The sequence below is a fragment of the Prevotella sp. ICM33 genome (assembly GCF_000517825.1).
Classification (GTDB): domain Bacteria; phylum Bacteroidota; class Bacteroidia; order Bacteroidales; family Bacteroidaceae; genus Prevotella; species Prevotella melaninogenica.
In genome coordinates, this window is the sequence record NZ_JACD01000054.1 from 56,821 (window position 1) to 75,614 (window position 18,794).

Below are 18,794 nucleotides of genomic sequence, written 5' to 3' on the forward strand. Positions count from 1 at the left end.
TCGCTTTTATCGTCCTTTGTTGTATATGGAGTAATTTATAACTTCTCACCATAGCACAAGTCACCAGCATCACCGAAGCCAGGAACAATGTACTTATGCTCGTTCAATCCTTCGTCAATTGCTGCACACCAAATGGTTGTTGAGTCTTCAGGGAAAGTTTTGCGGATATGTGCGATACCTTCTGGTGTAGCCAAAAGACAAGCAACATGCACATGACGAGGAGTTCCCTTTGAAAGGATAGCCTTGTAGCCTAACTCCATAGAACCACCAGTAGCCAACATTGGGTCAGCGATGATAAGTGTCTTACCATTGATGTCTGGTGTAGCAAGATATTCAACGTGAATACCTACCTCATGATGTTCAGCATCCGTATATTCTCGATAAGCACTAACGAAGGCATTACCAGCATGGTCGAATATGTTAAGGAAACCGTTATGGAAAGGCAATCCAGCACGGAAAATAGTAGCCAAAACAATCTTGTCAGTTGGTACATTAACCTGAGCTGTACCTAATGGAGTAACAACATCCTTTGGTTCGTAGTTCAGTGTTTTAGAAATTTCAAAAGCTTCGAACTCTCCGATACGCATAACATTGTTGCGGAAGAGCAAACGATTCTTCTGATAATCCTTATCACGGATTTCTGCTAAATACTGATTGATAATAGAGTTCTGCTCTGAAAAATTAATGATGTCCATTTTAAGTCTTAGGTGTTATAGATAAGCAAGTTAGCAACTTGCTCTGCAAAATTTCGGCAAAATTAAGAAATAAATCTGAGGTTTTGCAAAGTCTGATTTGCAAATATAGCCATGCTTCTTGTTTTTTTTATTTCTTTAACCTTTTAAGCAAATACTTTGAAACTTTTTCTTCGGTATTTTTTGTGTGAATTTAATAAATATATTACCTTTGCGGTGTCTTAATAAATAGGACGTAAAAACAGTGAACAAATCAATTTTCAACTAAATACATTTATAAGAAATGGCAAAGTTTGATAAGAGCGTACTTGAGAAGTACGGTATTACAGGTACAACAGAAGTACTTTACAATCCTTCTTACGAAGTGTTGTTCAATGAAGAAACAAAAGAGAGTCTTCAGGGCTATGAAAGAGGTCAGGAGACTGAGCTTGGTGCAGTAAACGTAATGACTGGTATCTACACTGGTCGTTCTCCTAAGGATAAGTTCATCGTTGATGATGAGAACTCTCACGATACAGTATGGTGGGATTCTGAGGAATACCATAACGACAACCACCGTGCTTCTAAGGAAGCTTGGACAGCTGTTAAGGATATCGCTAAGAAGGAGCTTTCTAACAAGCGTCTTTTCGTAGTTGATGGTTTCTGCGGTACTCACAAGGATACACGTATGAAGATTCGTTTCATCGTTGAGGTTGCTTGGCAGGCTCACTTTGTAACAAACATGTTCATCCGTCCAAAGTCAGAGGCAGACTTCGAGCAGGAGCCAGACTTCATCGTTTACAACGCTTCTAAGGCTAAGGTTGAGAACTGGAAGGAACTCGGTCTTCATTCAGAGACTTGCGTTATGTTCAACGTAACAACTAAGGAGCAGGTAATCGTTAACACATGGTATGGTGGTGAGATGAAGAAGGGTATGTTCTCTATGATGAACTACTTCTTGCCATTGAAGGGTATGGCTTCTATGCACTGCTCTGCTAACACTGACATGAACGGTGAGAACACAGCTATCTTCTTCGGTCTTTCTGGTACAGGTAAGACTACTCTTTCTACCGATCCAAAGCGTAAGCTCATCGGTGATGACGAGCACGGATGGGATGACAAGGGTATCTTCAACTACGAGGGTGGTTGCTATGCTAAGGTTATCAACCTTGACAAGGAGTCTGAGCCAGACATCTATGGCGCTATCACACGTGACGCTCTCCTCGAGAACGTAACAGTTGACGAGAATGGTAAGATTGACTTTGCTGATAAGAGCGTAACTGAGAACACTCGTGTTTCTTACCCAATCTACCACATTAAGAACATCCAGCGTCCTGAGTCTCAGGGTCCAGCTGCTAAGCAGGTTATCTTCCTTTCAGCTGATGCATTCGGTGTATTGCCTCCAGTATCTATCTTGACTCCAGAGCAGACTAAGTACTACTTCCTCTCTGGTTTCACAGCTAAGTTGGCTGGTACAGAGCGTGGTATCACTGAGCCTACTCCAACATTCTCTGCTTGCTTCGGTCAGGCATTCTTGGAGCTCCACCCAACAAAGTATGCTGAGGAGTTGGTTAAGAAGATGCAGCAGAGTGGTGCTAAGGCTTACTTGGTTAACACTGGTTGGAATGGTACAGGCAAGCGTATCTCTATCCGCGACACTCGTGGTATCATCGACGCTATCTTGAACCACTCAATCGACGCTGCTCCAACAAAGCAGATTCCTTTCTTCGACTTCACTGTTCCTACAAAGCTCGAAGGTGTTGCAACTGAGATCCTCGATCCACGTGACACTTACGCTGATGCAGCTCAGTGGGAAGAGAAGGCTAAGGACCTCGCAGCTCGTTTCATCAAGAACTTCAAGAAGTACGAAACAAACGAGGCTGGTAAGGCTCTCGTAGCAGCTGGTCCACAGCTCTAATCTTTTCGGAATACTTCTGAATAGATAATAATGACTCCCATCCGTAGCAATACGGGTGGGAGTTTTTGTTTGTCCTTCTGTAATAGAGTACAGTAAGACCGCTAATAGTAAGTAGAAATATTACATACTATTACAAGCGTAGTTTTAATTTTGTTTTCCTGTCACTTTTAACACTTCGTGTAATGATACTGAATATTAACAAGTTAAGTGGCTGTTTTGAATGACAGGAGTGACAGCAAAGTTTGTTTTGGTAAGATTATGTTCTGTCTCTTATGATTTAATTATTCATATAGAGAATCCCTGTTAGGATTTTTTGTTCTTCCAAAATGTTGAGTGATATGTTAAAGCACTTATATAATAACGCACACGGAGATACAGAGGAGATGGAGCTAAACACCATGTTGTGGAGGTGCTGATGGCACAATGAGCGACGGAGGGGTAGTGTACAGATTCCTAATAACTTTTTAGAATAAACGCTTTGTATATAAATTGCTAATAGAACTGGCAAATAATCACCTTTGCTCTATGCACTGACTGTGCCTCTGTGAACTACCATCAGTATGCTTTAATACTCCTCCGTACCCTCCATTTCTCTGTGTGATATTTCGCCAGAGACCTAAGATTAGGCGGATTATTATCATTCCAAATTTCTGAAGACCCATATTTTTGTGAACATCCAACCTCCGTGTCCCTCAGTTTCTCAGTATGGTTTATCATGTTGTAGGCTTGCTTTATTGTTTTCATCTGATTATCAAACTTCTAATGGGGATTATGGCGAATGTGTTGAGTAGTCCGCACCACTCGTGTTCAGCCTCCGCACGACCTGTGCGGACGCTCCGCACAAGATGTGCGAGGCATCATTACGTTGACTGAAAGAAGTAGGATGAACTACGATAGATATTTATTTGATTAGCAGTAGACTATCAAGGCGAATATAATTCCTTAAATGTGTAAACTATTTCGATACTAATTACTCTATTTTCTTTGTGCTATCAGGTAAGATCTTTCTAAATCTTTGTTCTGTATTGTTCGTGTCAAGTACCTTTAACTGTTCTTTTGCCATTTTATGGAGAATCTCAAAACGTTGCTTTCTTGATACCCCTTGCTTTATCATTTCAGAATTAGCAGATTCCATATTAGATAATACTACTAACTGGTTGATGCTTGCAGTTTCTCTAAGATTTATTCCTTTAGATGCCAAATTCGGGTTAGCTTGAGCCCATTCTTTTGCTTTACACCCAAAAAGAATGATATTTAACATATCAGCTTCTGTTGCATAGATAATCCCATGCTTGATAGCATTAATGTCCATTTTAGGAATAATCACGTTTTTAATAGCATCAGTATGAAGTGTATAATTGGTTTTGGATAGTATTCGCTTTGCGTTCCACTCTAACGAAAGCGGATCGCTCTCTTGTTCTTTTAACCGCTGGTATTCCTTTATAATATAAAGTTGGAATGTAGGGCTAATCCACATACCAAAATTGAATGCAATGTCCTTGTGAGCATATGTTCCTCCATACCTTCCTGTTTTCGCAGTCAGACAGATTGCGTTTGTCCTCATTACCAGCTCTTTCACACTTATCTTGAAATTGTTCAACCCAGCCTTTTCTTTAATTGTGGCGAATTCGCCATAATTAAAATTTGGATTATACATCATTTCCCATGTTCCTATATATTCGAGAGTGTTTCTGTTACGCAGCCAGTCACTTATAAAGAAATCTCCATCTTTGGCTTTTATCATATCCGTTAGACTGATATAGTCGTTATCATTCTTTCCTATCAGCACAGATATTTCTGTACTCTGTACCGTTATCTTCTTTGATGTATTCATATTTTTAGTTATTATATCAGCAAAAGTAACAAATAAAAAACACTTCTCAGTATTGTTAGGGTCTTTTTTGCTTCTTATACGATTTTTTTTCGCAATGAGGGTAAATGGTAGTGTGATGTAATGTAAAATAAGTAGACAATCAATGGCGTAGAAAAGTAGAAGAGGGATAAGGTTTTAAGTCGAGAAAAGGCGTGTGAAAAGACAATAGTGTCAGTTGAAAAGTTCATGTGAAGGTAAGTAAGATAGCAGAAGTTTATCAGATGTGATTTATAGGTCATTTTTCTTCAAGTTTATCGTTACTTTGGCAATACTTACTAAACAAACTTAAAAAAACGCAGTTATTTTCGATATTTTACATAATTAACCTCGTTAAAGACGTTGATTCTGAAGAATTCTGATTAAATTTGCAGCTAAATTCAATTATTAGTATCTGATGCGTAATAAGATATATACTCTCGTAGCTTTAATGGTGGCTACTTTGACAATAACATCTTGTCTTAAGGACGACGACGAGAAAAATAGTGTAAGTTACAAAGACACGGCTATTTTGAGCTTTTCTTTGGGACAATTAAAGCAAGTGCGTGATACCGTTGCCAAGAATGGTAGCGATAGTACTTATGTTAGCAACTTCAATGGTGCTAAGGTTAAGTTCTATATCGATCAGGCACAGGGTTTGATTTATAATCCAGACTCTTTGCCATATGGTACAAAGCCAGCAAGTGCTTTGGCTAAGATTGTGGCAAAGAATAGCGGAACTGTTGTTATCAAGTCAACTACAGAGGAGAAGTTCACTTATTACAACAGTAATGATTCTATTGACTTCAGCACTCCACGTACTTTTCGTGTTTACTCAAACAAGGGAAGCGAGTATAGAGACTATAAGGTTTCTGTGAATGTTCATAAGCAGAAGGGCAACGTGTTCAGCTGGCAGGCACTGCAGGCGAACAGCAATTTCGCTTCGTTCACAGCTATGAAGGCTGTTAGTGCGGGTAGCAAGGTGTTTGTATTCGGAACGAATGGCAGTCAGACTGTTGTTTATGCAGCGTCAAAGGACAATGGCAACAGCTGGACAAAGCTCAGCAAGACCTTCACTGCAAATGCTTATAAGAGTGTGGCAGTGCAGGGTACTAAGCTCTTCGTTATCGACAATGGTACGGTTTATAGCTCTACAGACGGTAGCGGTTGGACTACAGTGGCTACAAATAGCAGTTTGAAGCAGTTGGTGGCAGCGTCACCAGCAGAGTTGTTTGCGCTATCAACGTCAGGTACGTTGTTGGCTTCAAAGAACAATGGTGTTACCTGGGCTAACGAGTCATTAGATAGCAACGCATCACTTCTCCCAGTAAGCAATATTGGTTCTTCACTTACAGCAGTTTCATCTGACTTGTATCGCGTACTGCTTGTTGGTACACTCTCAAGCGGTACAAAGAATGCTGCATGGACGAAACTTTCTTATCGTCAGAATGAGCAGTGGAGTTATGTAGAGAGCAATGCTGACAAGTTCCAGCTCCCTCTTTACAAGAGTCTTTCAGTTGTAAACTATGATAAGGCAGCCCTTGCATTAGGTCTTAATAGCAGTGGTAAGTTGGCTTCTATGCTTCTCTCTCGTGATGGGGGTATCACATGGAAGAGTGATAAGAGCTTCACTTATCCAACAGACATACAGGCTGCAACAGCTTTTGCTGCAACAGTTGATAGCGACGAATACCTCTGGGTAATCAGTGGTACAAAGGTTTGGCGTGGTAGACTCAATCGAGTAGGCTGGGCATTGAACCTTAGTCGATTGGCTGAATAAGCTATTCAAATAGGACAACAATGAAACGTATCTTCATCAACCTCCTCCTTTTCCTTGCTGCTACGCCTCTATGGGCGCAGTCGGATCCGGAGTATAAGATGGAGATAGGCGCCGGTGTTGGTATGATGGGTTACTTAGGCGACTTTAACGAGTCGTTGTTTAAAGACCTACAGCCGATGGGAACGGTGCTGGCAAGATATAATCTCAGTCCTTATATGGGATTAAAGATGAACGTATCGTTTGGAAAGATGAAAGGTTCATCGGCTGATGTCAAGACTTACTATCCACGTTTTGCCTCAGCTCCCTATACATTCGACAATTCATTGGTTGATGTAGGCTTTGCATACGAATATAACTTCCTGCCATATGGTACGGGGCGTGATTATCGTGGTGCACAGCGTTTGTCGCCTTATGCGATGATAGGATTGGGTGCCACCTACGTTAATATTAAGGGTGGCGATCGCAAGTCGGTTCTTACTGCGAATCTCCCAATCGGATTGGGGGTGAAGTATAAGGTGAATGAACGAATGAACGTAGGGCTGGAATGGGCGTTACACTTCTCGCTCAGCGATGAGTTAGACGGACAGAAAGACCCTTACGGCATTAAGAGTAGTGGACTCTTTAAAAATACAGACAGCTATTCAACCCTACAACTGACGTTCTCTTATAGTTTTATGGCAAAGTGTAAGACTTGTCATAACGAGGACGAGTAAGGGAAGTTAGTTTCCACCTATTATATATAGGTAATGTCTAAAGCGTGCAGACATAAGTGCTGTACAGAACAAAACATAGGTTTATCTCTTCAAAAGATATGGCAGAAGAATTAGATATGACACGAATACCCCAGCATATTGCCATTACAATGGATGGTAATGGACGTTGGGCAACCGAACGCAATAAGCCACGCTCCTACGGACATCAAGCAGGAGTAGATACCGTTCGTCGCATAACATCAGAATGTGTACGATTGGGTGTGAAGTTTCTCACACTCTATACCTTCTCAACAGAGAACTGGAATCGTCCTACGGATGAGATTGCTGCATTGATGGGACTTGTGCTTACGTCTTTGGAAGATGAAATCTTCATGAAGAATAATGTGCGTTTCCGTGTTATTGGTGACATGGCACGTCTGCCAGAAGAAGTGCAGAAGAAGTTGCGTGAGACTGAAGAGCACACAGCGAAGAACTCTGCAATGACAATGATTGTGGCGCTTAGCTACAGTGCACGTTGGGAGATAGCCAAAGCAATGAGGGAGATTGTTGCAGAGCATCAGGCTAACAGCTCTGAACCTTTGCGCCCAGAAACGATTACAGAAGAGGTGATTGGCGAGCATTTAGAGACAAACTTTATGCCTGACCCAGACCTCTTGATTAGAACGGGTGGCGAGCTTCGCATCTCCAATTACCTCTTATGGCAGATAGCTTACTCTGAGCTGTATTTCTGTGATACCTATTGGCCTGACTTCAATGAGCAGGATTTGCAGAAAGCCATTGCGAGTTTCCAGAGTAGACAGCGTCGCTTTGGAAAGACTGAGAAACAAGTAGAAGAAAACGAAAACAATTAAGTTACGCGATAGATGACTAAAATAAATAAGGTGTTGATGCTCCTTGCACTCTCTGGAGTTACGCTCACGATGAGTGCACAGCAGAAGATTGTAAACCCAGATATCACATATTCAGGTACTCCTAAGACTTACAAGTTGGCAGGACTGACCGTTACTGGTATCGAGGGCTATGAGGATTATGTCCTCACTGGTATCTCAGGACTCACTGTTGGGCAGGAGTTGGAGGTCCCGGGTACCGCTATCACAGATGCTGTGAAGCGTTACTGGAAGCATGGACTCTTCTCAGATGTTTCCATTTCGGCTGACTCAATTGTGGGAGATAATATCTATTTGAAGATACATCTCGCGCCACGTCCTCGTATTTCCACCATTAACTATAATGGACTGAAGAAGACAGAGCGTGAGGATATGGAAAAGAAACTCGGTCTTTTGAAGGGTGGACAGATTACGCCTAACATGATTGACCGTGCGAAGATACTTGCAAAGAAGTACTTTGAAGACAAGGGTTACAAGAATGCAGAGGTCTTCATTCGTCAGCGTGACGATGTTGCAGCTAAGAATCAGGTTATCCTTGATATCGATGTAGATAAGAAGGAGAAACTGAAGGTGCGCTCTATCATCATTGATGGCGACAACCAGTTGGGCGAAAAGAAGATTAAAGGAACCCTGTTTAGCAAGGGTGCCTTTGCTAAAACCCATGAGGCTGGTAAGCTTGCAAACATCTTAAAGTCAAAGAAGTTCACTCCTGAGCGTTGGGCTGAGGATAAGAAGAATCTTATTACAAAGTACAACGAGTATGGATATCGTGATGCTATGATTGTGAAGGATAGTGTATGGAACGTTGATCCAAAGCATGTAGATATCTATGTAAAGGTAGATGAGGGTAAGAAATATTATATCCGTAACATCAAATGGGTAGGTAATACTGTTTACTCAACAGATTATCTGTCACGTCTACTTGACATGAAGAAGGGTGACGTGTACAACCAGACTTACTTGAATAAGCGTCTTTCACAAGATGAGGATGCTGTGAGGAATGCTTATTGGAATAATGGTTATCTCTTTCATAGACTTGACCCAATAGAGATAAATGTAGTTGGTGACTCTATTGACCTTGAGATGCGTATCGTTGAAGGTCAGCAGGCACGAATCAAGCGTGTGGTTATTAATGGTAATGACCGCCTTTACGAGAATGTTGTTCGTCGTGAGTTGCGTACAAAGCCAGGCGATCTCTTCTCTAAGGAAGCACTTATGCGTTCTGCACGTGAGTTGGCTTCAATGGGACACTTCGACCCAGAAGCAATTAATCCAGAGCCTGTTGCAAACGAAGAGGACGGTACTGTAGATATCAACTATAACCTCAAGCAGAAGTCAAACGACCAGGTTGAACTTTCACTTGGTTGGGGTCAGACGGGTGTTATTGGTCGTGTCGGTTTGAAGTTGAATAACTTCTCTATGGCAAACCTCTTCCGTAGAAACCGTGAGCATCGTGGTATCTTGCCTATCGGTGATGGTGAGACACTCTCATTAGGTGCACAGACCAACGGTACTTACTACCAGTCATACAATGCACAGTACTCAACCAACTGGTTGGGAGGTAAGCGTCCTATCCAGTTCAGCGTGGGTATGTCGTATTCAAAGCAGACAGACGTATCAAGCAACTATTATAACAGTGGTTACATGAATAACTATAACAACTATCGTTACGGTTATGGTAACTACAATTACAATAGCTACGAGAACTATTATGACCCAGACAAGTATGTGAAACTCTTGAGTGTCTATGCTGGTTGGGGTAAGCGTCTTAGCTGGCCTGATGACTATTTCACCTTGTCTCTCCAGCTTCAGTACCAGCGTTATATGTTGCGCAACTGGCGTTACTTCATTATGTCGAATGGTTCAGCGAACAACTTGAACCTTAACATTGCGCTTAATCGTACGTCAACAGACAACCAACTCTTCCCACGTCGTGGTTCTGACTTCTCGGTATCATTGACGATTACTCCGCCATGGTCTAAGTGGGATCATAAGGACTATGCGCACTTGGCAACCGACCGTAACTCTCCAACCTACTCACAGGAGCAGCAGGAGAAGTATCGTTGGGTGGAGTATCATAAGTGGAAGTTCAAGGCTCGTACCTTTACAGCCCTCACAAGTGGTCAGAAATGTTTCGTCTTGATGACTCGTGTTGAGTTCGGTTTGTTGGGAAGTTACAATAAAAACAAGAAAAGTCCGTTTGAAACCTACTACATGGGTGGTGATGGTATGAGTGGATACTCTACTGGTTACGCTGAGGAGACAATCGGTCTTCGTGGTTACGAGAATGGTTCACTCACTCCATATGGTGCCGAGGGCTATGCTTACAGCCGTATGTCATTGGAGCTTCGCTATCCATTCCTCTTGGGTAATACAACCATTTATGGTCTTGGATTCGTAGAGGCTGGTAACGCATGGACAGAGACAAGTAAGTTCAATCCATTTGACATGAAGCGTTCTGCTGGTCTTGGTGTTCGTATCTTCCTCCCAATGGTGGGTATGATGGGTATCGACTGGGCTTATGGTTTCGACAAGGTATTTGGAACAAAGGGCGGCAGCCAGTTCCACTTTATCCTTGGACAGGAGTTTTAGTTTAGTTGACGAGTAGACAAGTTGACGAGTAGACAAGTGAACAAGTTGACAAGTTACTTGCGAAGTGGACAAGAGTTTTAGTTTAGTTGACGAGTGAACGAGTTGCTTGCAGCAATAAATTAAGTGAGTATCGGTAATCATAATTATGAATTATGAATTATGAATTATAAAGAGATGAAGAAGAATATTTTTAAGAGTGTATTGCGATACGTTTTACCTCTTTACCTTTTTACTCTTTTACCTTTAACAGCTTCAGCACAGAAGTTTGCACTGATTGACATGGAGTATATCCTCAAGAATGTGCCAGCTTACGAGCGTGCAAACGAGCAGTTGAATCAGGTAAGTAAGAAGTGGCAGGCTGAGGTTGAGGCACTCAACACAGAGGCTTCTACCATGTATAAGAATTATCAGAATGAGGTAGTCTTCCTTTCTCAGGACCAGAAAAAGAAGAGACAAGAAGCGATTATGGCTAAGGAAAAGCAGGCATCCGACCTCAAGCGTAAGTACTTCGGTCCAGAAGGCGAGCTCTTTAAGAAGCGTACCAGTCTGATTACTCCTATACAGGACGAGATTTATAACGCAGTAAAGGATATCTCAGACCAGCGCGGTTACAGTTTAGTTATCGACCGTTCAAGCAATGCCGCTGGTATTATCTATGGTTCGCCAAAGGTGGATATCAGTAATGAGGTACTGCAGAAGTTGGGATATTCTTATCAGTAAGTAGTCTTTGTGCTAAGTAAACTATCCTTCTTAGGAAGCCTATCTACTATAGAAATTATAGTCACACTGGATAAGTTAGAAGTGTTATCACCGCAGATAAAAAGTAAATTAATAAACAATTAAACAATAAAAAGAAATGAAGAAGTTATTTTTGATGTTGATGCTTTGCGCACCAATGACATTGTTCGCACAGAAGTTTGGTCACCTTGACTCACAGGCTCTCCTCCAGTCACTGCCAGAGGCTACAGCTGTTCAGAGTAAGCTCGAGGCTAAGGGTAAGGAGTATCAGAAGCAGATTGAAGACATGCAGTCAGAGTTGCAGCGTCAGGCAGAGGCTTATGACAAGTCTAAGAGCACAATGAATGCTACAAAGCAGGCTGAGACCGAGAAGAGCTTGCAGGATATGTACAACAAAATCCAGCAGACTGCTCAGGACAACCAGAAGGCTTTCAATGAGGAGCAGCAGAAGCAACTCGGCCCTGTCCTTGAGAAGGTTCGTAACGCTATTGCAGCTGTTGCTAAGGCAGGTAACTATGTTTACATCATGGAGAAGGCAGCTGGTCAGCCATTGTATATCAACGAGGCACTCAGCAAGGATATCACTGCAGAGGTAAAGGCTCAGTTGGCTAAGATGAAGTAAAACATTGCGGGTGCCTTTGCCCCGTAGTTGATTCTCCTTGATTTAGCGGTCTTTTAAGTCTTTGAGATAGGTAATAATTCCTACTTTAGCTCGTCTTTAAGAGTGCATTATGATGATGACTCGGATTTATTTTCATGATAAAAAGAAATTATTTACGTGAAAAGAAATATTTATCTTCATGAAACGAATTCCGAAAAGACGGTCAATGGGGTAGGAGATGAGCCTCTCCAATCAATGGACTAACACTATTTTAGAGAAGAAAAAGGGTGAGGTCACCGCACGGATATATGTTCTTGCGATGACCTCATTTTTGTTTATATATTGAAGAGATAATAAAAGAGATAATGAAAAAACTATTCTTTTCCTTTGTTTTCATGCTTTTGCCGCTCTTGGCAATGGCACAACAGAGTGTTCCAGCATTTAAGTTTGCATACTTTAGCTATGATAAGGTGCTTCATGCAATGGCTGACTATGCCACAGCTACACGCAGTTATAACGACCTTAAGGCAAAGTATGATGCCGAGACAAAGCGTTCAGTAGAGGATTTCAATAGCCGTTACGAAGACTTCCTCGACGTACAGCGCAAGTTGGAACCATCTATTCTTCGCAAGCGTCAGGCTGAGTTAGAGGAACTGATGGACCGCAACATCGCCTTTCGTAAGGAATCTGAGCGTCTGTTGAAGAAGGCAGAAGAAGATATCTATGCACCTGTTCGCGCAAAGTTAAACAACGCTGTACGTCAGATGGGTAAGGAAAGCGGTTACGCTTTCATTCTGAATGCAGATAACAATAGTGTCCCATTCGTTAATACTGCGATGGGAGAAGATGTTACAGAGGCTTTGATAGCTGCTTTGAAATAAAAGACTTTACCCACAGAAAAGGCTTTGCATGGGTGGTGTTGATGCTTAGCACAAAGCGTGCTGGGCATCCGCACATGATGTGCGGAGCGTCCGCACCACTCTGTATGTGGTGATATCGGACGACGATTAATTGTATTTAAAAAGACTAATGACAAAGTATTCTAAACAGCCGGGACCTATCGGTATTTTTGATTCTGGGTATGGTGGACTAACCATTCTGCATGGTATTCGTCAGCTGCTCCCAGAGTATGACTATCTTTATTTGGGCGATAATGCGCGTGCTCCATATGGTTCACGCTCCTTTGATGTTGTTTATCAGTTCACACGTCAGGCTGTAATGAAACTCTTCGACCTCGGTTGCCAGTTGGTTATCTTAGGTTGTAACACCGCATCTGCCAAAGCGCTCCGTACGATTCAGCAGAATGACTTGCCCAATCTTGACCCAGATAGGCGCGTGTTGGGTGTAATTCGCCCTACGGCAGAGGTTATTGGCAAGCTTACCCGCTCACGACATGTAGGTGTGTTGGCAACTGAAGGAACTATTAAGAGTGATAGTTATAACCTTGAAATACAAAAGTTGTGGGAGGATGTAAAGGTAACGGGGGTTCCTTGTCCGCTGTGGGTGCCAATCATTGAGAACAATGAAGCAGATAGTCCCGGTGCTGATTACTTCGTAAAGAAGCGTATCGACCATATCATGCGACTTGATCCAGAGATTGATACGCTCATCCTTGGTTGTACGCATTATCCTATTCTCATGCCGAAGATACTGAAGCATGTACCACGTGGAGTGCGTATCGTACCACAAGGAGAGTATGTAGCAGAGAGTCTGCAAGACTATTTCCGTCGCCATCCAGATATGGATGCACGTTGTACGAAGAATGCCACAGTGAAGTATTACACCACAGAAAATCCCGAAAAGTTCAAAGAAACGGCACGTATCTTCCTGCATGAGCAGGTTAATGTGGAGCATGTAGACTTGGAATAAGCCCGAAACGGACAATAAAACAGCCTGTTGAGTCGTTAGATAAGAACTAAAGAGTAAAAAATGAAAAAGTTATCTATATTGTTTTTTCTGTCAGTTGTCATGATTATGGCAGCCTGCTCTGATGATGATACTTTCACAACATCACGGAGCAATCTGCTCTCTTTCTCAACTGACACACTACGACTTGACACCACATTCTCCAACGTTCCTACATCTACTAAGATTTTCTGGGTGTATAATAAGTCGGGTGATGGATTGCGATTAACCAATGTACGTCTGGCACAAGGTAATCAAACGGGTTTCCGTGTGAATGTAGATGGTGTGGAACTCTCGGCTGTTAACGGCTATCAAGTAGGCGATTTGGAAGTGCGCAACAAGGATAGTATTCAGGTATTCGTTGAGATGACATCACCTTTTAACAATGCCACAACACCGCAAGAGGTAGTGGACAACCTTTTGTTTACGCTCGAAAGTGGTGTACAACAGAAGGTAAACCTACGTGTCTACAGCTGGGATGCGGAGTTGGTAAAGGGTCGTAAGATAACATCCAATACTACTTTGACCAGTACAAAACCGATTGTTTTCCAAGATACATTGAAGGTGGAGGCTGGTGCTACACTGACAATTCCTGCCGGAACAACCGTTTACTTCTCTCAGAAGGCTGCCCTTGATGTTTATGGAACACTCCGTTGTGAAGGCACAGCAGACAATCCTGTGACCCTTCGTGGCGACCGATTGGATAAGATGTTTAAGTATCTTCCTTACGATCGTGTCAGTGGTCAGTGGCAGGGAGTACGCTTTCACAAGGACAGTTACGATAATGTTCTTACGCATACGGATATCCATTCAACCTATAATGGTATTCTCTGCGATACTGCAACGACGGCACGTACGAAGTTGACGATTGCTAACTCTACTGTTCATAACTGTCAGGGCTATGGTTTACAAGCGATAAACAGTAAGGTTGTTGCTTATAACTCTCAGTTCTCTAACACGCTGATGGACTGTGCTGCCTTTGTGGGTGGAGAGGTGATTTTGACACATTGTACCTTCGCACAGTTCTATCCTTTCGATAGTAATCGTGGTGCAGCGTTGAGCTTTGGTAATCATATTGGTGATAAAGACTATCCCCTTCAGACCTTCCATGTTGTCAATTCGCTTGTGACAGGCTATGCCGATGATGTGTTTATGGGCAATAACAAGGAGGGTGTAACAGCCAATTATCACTTCTATAATTGCATTCTTCGTACGCCAAAACCTAAGGATTCGGCTTTGTTAGCAAACTTCACAGATGTCATTTGGGAGAATAGTAAGGATTATCCAGATGGTGGTTCAAAGCAGTTTGTACTTGTAGATGGCGACAAACAGAAGTATGATTTCCATCTAAAGAAGGCTGAAAAAGGAGAGAAATATCCTGCTATTGATGCAGGACTTGCCCTTGGCGATACTCGTTTTGCAACTGATCATGATGGTAAGCTGCGTGATAATAAACCAGATATCGGCTGTTATGAGCTGATTGCTAATTAAGGTTATTAGGCTTATTTTCCTTATTAGCCCTATTAGCCTAATTAGGCTTATTAGCCCAATATCCCCCACCACCAATAATAAATATCAACAATGAAAACAATAGACATAAGCATCAAGATAGGTTTTTGCCAACAAAATGAACTCTCGAAGGCTGATCAGCACCTTATTCAAAGAGCTGTGGAGGCAACTGGTAATAGTTATTCTCCTTATAGTCGCTTCCGTGTTGGCGCAGCGTTGTTGCTTGCTAATGGTACAGAAGTTATTGGGGCCAATCAGGAGAATGCTGCTTTTCCATCAGGCTTATGTGCTGAGCGCTCAGCAATCTTTGCTGCTCAGTCTGTTTATCCAGACCAAGCTGTGACCACACTTGCTATTGCTGCAGCCAATGAGTATGGTTTGATGCGAGACCCGATAGTGCCTTGTGGAGCCTGTCGACAAGTTATTTTAGAAATAGAAGACCGTTATAAACAGCCTATTCGTATCCTTCTTTATGGTACGGCAGGCATATATGTTATCAATAGTGTAAAGGACCTCTTGCCTCTCCAGTTCTTAGGAGAATCCATGAAGTAGCCCTTTCGTTTTCAATAAATAGTAATAATGGAGTATTTACCAAAAGACCCAGCAATATTAGTAAGCAGTGTTAACATGCTACTACGTGATGAAGAGTTTGATTCTTTAGAGTCACTTTGTTACAATTTCAATGAAGATATAGATAAGCTCAAAGCCAACTTGCGTGAAGCAGGCTATGTCTATAGCGAGGAACAGCATCAGTTTCGTCCAATAGGCTTTGATGAATAGGTTGGCTAATTAGGCTAATAAGACCAATAGTCCTAATAAGCCTTTGCCCTAAACATAGCTCATAAAAAGTTAGAACAACAGTGGTGCAGATGATAATTATTTTGTAATTTTGCATCATTAAGATATAAACAACGGCATTATGCAAGACTTAGTAATTTACAATACACTGCATCGTAAGAAGGAACTCTTCCAACCGATTGCAGCTCCTAACGTAGGAATGTATGTCTGTGGACCAACTGTTTATGGCGATCCACACCTCGGACACGCACGTCCTGCTATCACCTTTGATATTCTTTTCCGCTATCTTAAACACATAGGGTACAAGGTTCGTTATGTTCGTAACATCACGGACGTGGGCCATTTGGAGCATGATGCTGACGAAGGTGATGACAAGATTGAGAAGAAGGCACGTCTTGAGCAGTTGGAGCCAATGGAGATTGCGCAGCACTGTACCAATCGCTATCACGATGCTATGCGTTCGCTCAATGTTCTTCCACCAAGCATCGAACCACATGCAACTGGTCATATCATAGAGCAAGAAGAGTTAGTAAATCAGATTCTTGCCAACGGCTATGCCTATGAAAGCAATGGAAGTATCTACTTTGATGTAGAGAAATACGATAAAGACCACCACTATGGCGTTCTTTCTGGTCGTAACATCACCGACATGATAAACAATTCTCGTGAGTTGGCAGGCGTTGGTGAGAAGCGTAATCAGATTGACTTTGCCCTTTGGAAACGTGCTATGCCAGAGCATATCATGCGTTGGCCATCTCCTTGGAGCGATGGTTTCCCTGGTTGGCACTGCGAGTGTACAGCGATGGGACGCAAGTATTTGGGTGATCACTTCGATATCCACGGTGGCGGTATGGACCTTATCTTCCCTCACCATGAGTGCGAGATTGCGCAAGCTGTAGCCTCACAAGGTGATGAAATGGTGAAGTATTGGATGCACAACAATATGATTACCATCAACGGACAGAAGATGGGCAAGTCACTTGGCAACTTTATTACGCTTGAACAGTTCTTTACTGGCGAGCATGACACGCTAACACAGGCTTACTCTCCAATGACAATTCGTTTCTTCATCCTCTCTGCTCACTATCGTGGAACAGTAGATTTCTCTAACGAGGCACTACAGGCTGCTGAGAAGGGCTACGAACGTTTGATGAATGGTATTGAGGATTTGGCACGCATTCAGCCTGCTGCAGCGTCAGACGAGAATACAAAGAAGTTTGTTGCAGGCTTCCGTCAGAAGTGCTATGATGCAATGAACGACGACTTGATGACCCCTGCTGTCATCTCAACTCTCTTTGAGGCTTGCCACTTGGTGAACATTCTCATCGACCATAAGGCGCAGATTTCAGCCGACGACCTTAAGGAACTTACTGAGGCAATGCAGCTTTTTGCCTTTGATATCCTTGGTCTTCAGAATGAGCGTGGAGCCAATAACGATGCCCGTGAGGAGGCTTACGGCAAGGTGGTTGATATGGTACTCGACCTTCGTGCAAAGGCAAAAGCAGAGAAGAATTGGGCTGTTAGCGACCAGATTCGTGATGCTCTTGCTGAGGCTGGCTTCCAAGTTAAGGACACCAAGGACGGTGTTACGTGGAAACTTGACCGATAAACTGGAAACTTCTGATTTCTTCTTTGATGAGCATAAACGCTGTTTGTCAGTGGAGTAAGCGGTAAATAAAAGGATAAAGAGTGAGCCCTAAACGGTGTGTCGCTCGTATTCATTCCTATAAGGATAGATATTCTTAGTATGTGTTAGCGGTAATGTGCAGTGTATTAGGAATATCTATCCTTATTTTTTATTCAATTATTAGGGTGATAATAACCGCCTAAGTAATATGAAACGAACAAAGACTCTTCTCCTTTCTTGCTTGATAACCGTGCTGGTAGGGCTTGGCTTATTCTTTTGGTTGCTTCCTTCTAAGCAGACCGCTAAGCCAGTAACGATTGAAAAAGACTCGGATTCAGTTGTTTTCGTACAGCCGAAAGCTGTTGTAAATGACACGACAAAAGACATAAATGTCATCAGAGATTATTATCGTCTCTATCTTAAAAGAGCAAATGGTCAGGATATTTCTGTCCATGAAGAGCGTAGGTTTCTCACACAGACTTTGATTGATAAACTGTGTTATCGAGATGGAATGACCTATTTACCTTTATTTCCATTAGATGATAACAAAGATCTACGATGGTCATTAGACGATTTAAAGATAAGGTCTGTGGGTGAAGGCTGGTACAGTATACAGCTATATGACCATAAACGAAAGCGTGATTGTAATCTTGCTTTTCGTATGGTAACTGACAAAGATGGGCAAAGAAAGATTGGTTTTGCCTATCAATATGGGCAAGCTACGGAGTTCTCGGACGCAGATATTTACAAGAAACTTGTGAAGATGGACGAACATCCAAAAGATGAAATTGCTTTTCTTAAGGCTTTTATCCGTTCTTATCTTTCCCTGAATCTGACGATTGACCTCAATGCACCTGCTTATAGAAAATATCTCTGCGAGAAGTTTGTGAAAGCAGGAGCAGGAGTTTATAAAAGTGAGTACTCTGGTAATTACCTAATTGACTGGCTGGATGGTCCTAATATTGATTATCTTTCAAGTTCCCCAGTCTATTCCATTATTGCAGATAAAGAAGGAGAGGGGTACTTTATAGTGCCAGATGGTGCTGCTCCTTACGAAGGATATTACGTGAAGGTGGGAAAGCGAGACGGTCATTATTATATTATGCAATATGGTACAACAGACCCAGATATAGAACCATCGGACGATATTGAGCCGGTAACTATTGAAGGATAGTGACAGAGTAGGTCTGAGTAAGATAGGAGACG

General features: G+C 42.3%; 16 protein-coding genes. 14 read left to right on the forward strand and 2 right to left on the reverse strand.

From position 1 onward, the window contains the following. Window positions 1-35: 35 nt before the first annotated feature. Window positions 36-695 (reverse strand): uracil phosphoribosyltransferase, encoded by a 660-nt coding sequence (upp, locus tag HMPREF1505_RS06445; RefSeq protein ID WP_009013109.1) that lies wholly within the window; start codon window positions 693-695, stop codon window positions 36-38. Between the two features lie 280 nt (window positions 696-975). On the opposite strand from upp, the gene pckA reads away from it, so the two are divergent. Next, window positions 976-2,589, forward strand: coding sequence for a phosphoenolpyruvate carboxykinase (ATP) (gene pckA, locus HMPREF1505_RS06450; protein WP_013263924.1), 1,614 nt, complete (start codon window positions 976-978; stop codon window positions 2,587-2,589). 970 nt (window positions 2,590-3,559) lie between these two features. Here the strand turns inward: pckA and HMPREF1505_RS06455 are convergent. Beyond that, window positions 3,560-4,423, reverse strand: a complete 864-nt coding sequence (locus tag HMPREF1505_RS06455; protein WP_036923797.1) for a KilA-N domain-containing protein — start codon at window positions 4,421-4,423, stop codon at window positions 3,560-3,562. A 433-nt stretch (window positions 4,424-4,856) separates the two neighbouring features. On the opposite strand from HMPREF1505_RS06455, the gene HMPREF1505_RS06460 reads away from it, so the two are divergent. From HMPREF1505_RS06460 to HMPREF1505_RS06520, 13 genes are all read left to right on the forward strand, one after another. Beyond that, window positions 4,857-6,218, forward strand: coding sequence for a DUF6242 domain-containing protein (locus HMPREF1505_RS06460; protein WP_036923798.1), 1,362 nt, complete (start codon window positions 4,857-4,859; stop codon window positions 6,216-6,218). Window positions 6,219-6,238: 20 nt separating this feature from the next. Beyond that, the gene (locus tag HMPREF1505_RS06465; protein WP_036923799.1) at window positions 6,239-6,931 is read left to right on the forward strand and encodes a DUF6089 family protein; all 693 of its coding nucleotides are present in this window, start codon (window positions 6,239-6,241) and stop codon (window positions 6,929-6,931) included. Between the two features lie 98 nt (window positions 6,932-7,029). Next, window positions 7,030-7,782 carry an isoprenyl transferase gene (locus tag HMPREF1505_RS06470; RefSeq protein WP_036923800.1) on the forward strand — a complete coding sequence of 251 codons (753 nt, stop codon included), beginning with the start codon at window positions 7,030-7,032 and terminating at the stop codon, window positions 7,780-7,782. Window positions 7,783-7,794: 12 nt separating this feature from the next. Then, the gene (locus tag HMPREF1505_RS06475) at window positions 7,795-10,410 is read left to right on the forward strand and encodes an outer membrane protein assembly factor (RefSeq protein ID WP_036923801.1); all 2,616 of its coding nucleotides are present in this window, start codon (window positions 7,795-7,797) and stop codon (window positions 10,408-10,410) included. A gap of 174 nt (window positions 10,411-10,584) precedes the next feature. After that, on the forward strand, window positions 10,585-11,130 hold the full coding sequence (locus HMPREF1505_RS06480) for an OmpH family outer membrane protein (RefSeq protein ID WP_044045934.1): 546 nt from the start codon (window positions 10,585-10,587) through the stop codon (window positions 11,128-11,130). 136 nt (window positions 11,131-11,266) lie between these two features. Beyond that, entirely contained in the window at window positions 11,267-11,770 is a 504-nt protein-coding gene (locus tag HMPREF1505_RS06485) for an OmpH family outer membrane protein (protein ID WP_004359086.1), read from the forward strand. A 344-nt stretch (window positions 11,771-12,114) separates the two neighbouring features. Then, window positions 12,115-12,630, forward strand: a complete 516-nt coding sequence (locus tag HMPREF1505_RS06490) for an OmpH family outer membrane protein (protein ID WP_036923803.1) — start codon at window positions 12,115-12,117, stop codon at window positions 12,628-12,630. A 148-nt stretch (window positions 12,631-12,778) separates the two neighbouring features. Continuing rightward, window positions 12,779-13,618, forward strand: coding sequence for a glutamate racemase (murI, locus tag HMPREF1505_RS06495; RefSeq protein ID WP_013263977.1), 840 nt, complete (start codon window positions 12,779-12,781; stop codon window positions 13,616-13,618). A 60-nt stretch (window positions 13,619-13,678) separates the two neighbouring features. Further along, window positions 13,679-15,145, forward strand: coding sequence for a hypothetical protein (locus HMPREF1505_RS06500; RefSeq protein ID WP_051412336.1), 1,467 nt, complete (start codon window positions 13,679-13,681; stop codon window positions 15,143-15,145). Window positions 15,146-15,235: 90 nt separating this feature from the next. Then, window positions 15,236-15,715 (forward strand): cytidine deaminase, encoded by a 480-nt coding sequence (locus HMPREF1505_RS06505; RefSeq protein WP_036923804.1) that lies wholly within the window; start codon window positions 15,236-15,238, stop codon window positions 15,713-15,715. A gap of 27 nt (window positions 15,716-15,742) precedes the next feature. Beyond that, window positions 15,743-15,943, forward strand: coding sequence for a DUF4250 domain-containing protein (locus HMPREF1505_RS06510; RefSeq protein ID WP_036923805.1), 201 nt, complete (start codon window positions 15,743-15,745; stop codon window positions 15,941-15,943). Window positions 15,944-16,082: 139 nt separating this feature from the next. Beyond that, window positions 16,083-17,570, forward strand: coding sequence for a cysteine--tRNA ligase (gene cysS / locus HMPREF1505_RS06515; RefSeq protein ID WP_036923806.1), 1,488 nt, complete (start codon window positions 16,083-16,085; stop codon window positions 17,568-17,570). 226 nt (window positions 17,571-17,796) lie between these two features. Continuing rightward, on the forward strand, window positions 17,797-18,762 hold the full coding sequence (locus HMPREF1505_RS06520; RefSeq protein ID WP_036923807.1) for a hypothetical protein: 966 nt from the start codon (window positions 17,797-17,799) through the stop codon (window positions 18,760-18,762). Window positions 18,763-18,794 lie beyond the last annotated feature (32 nt).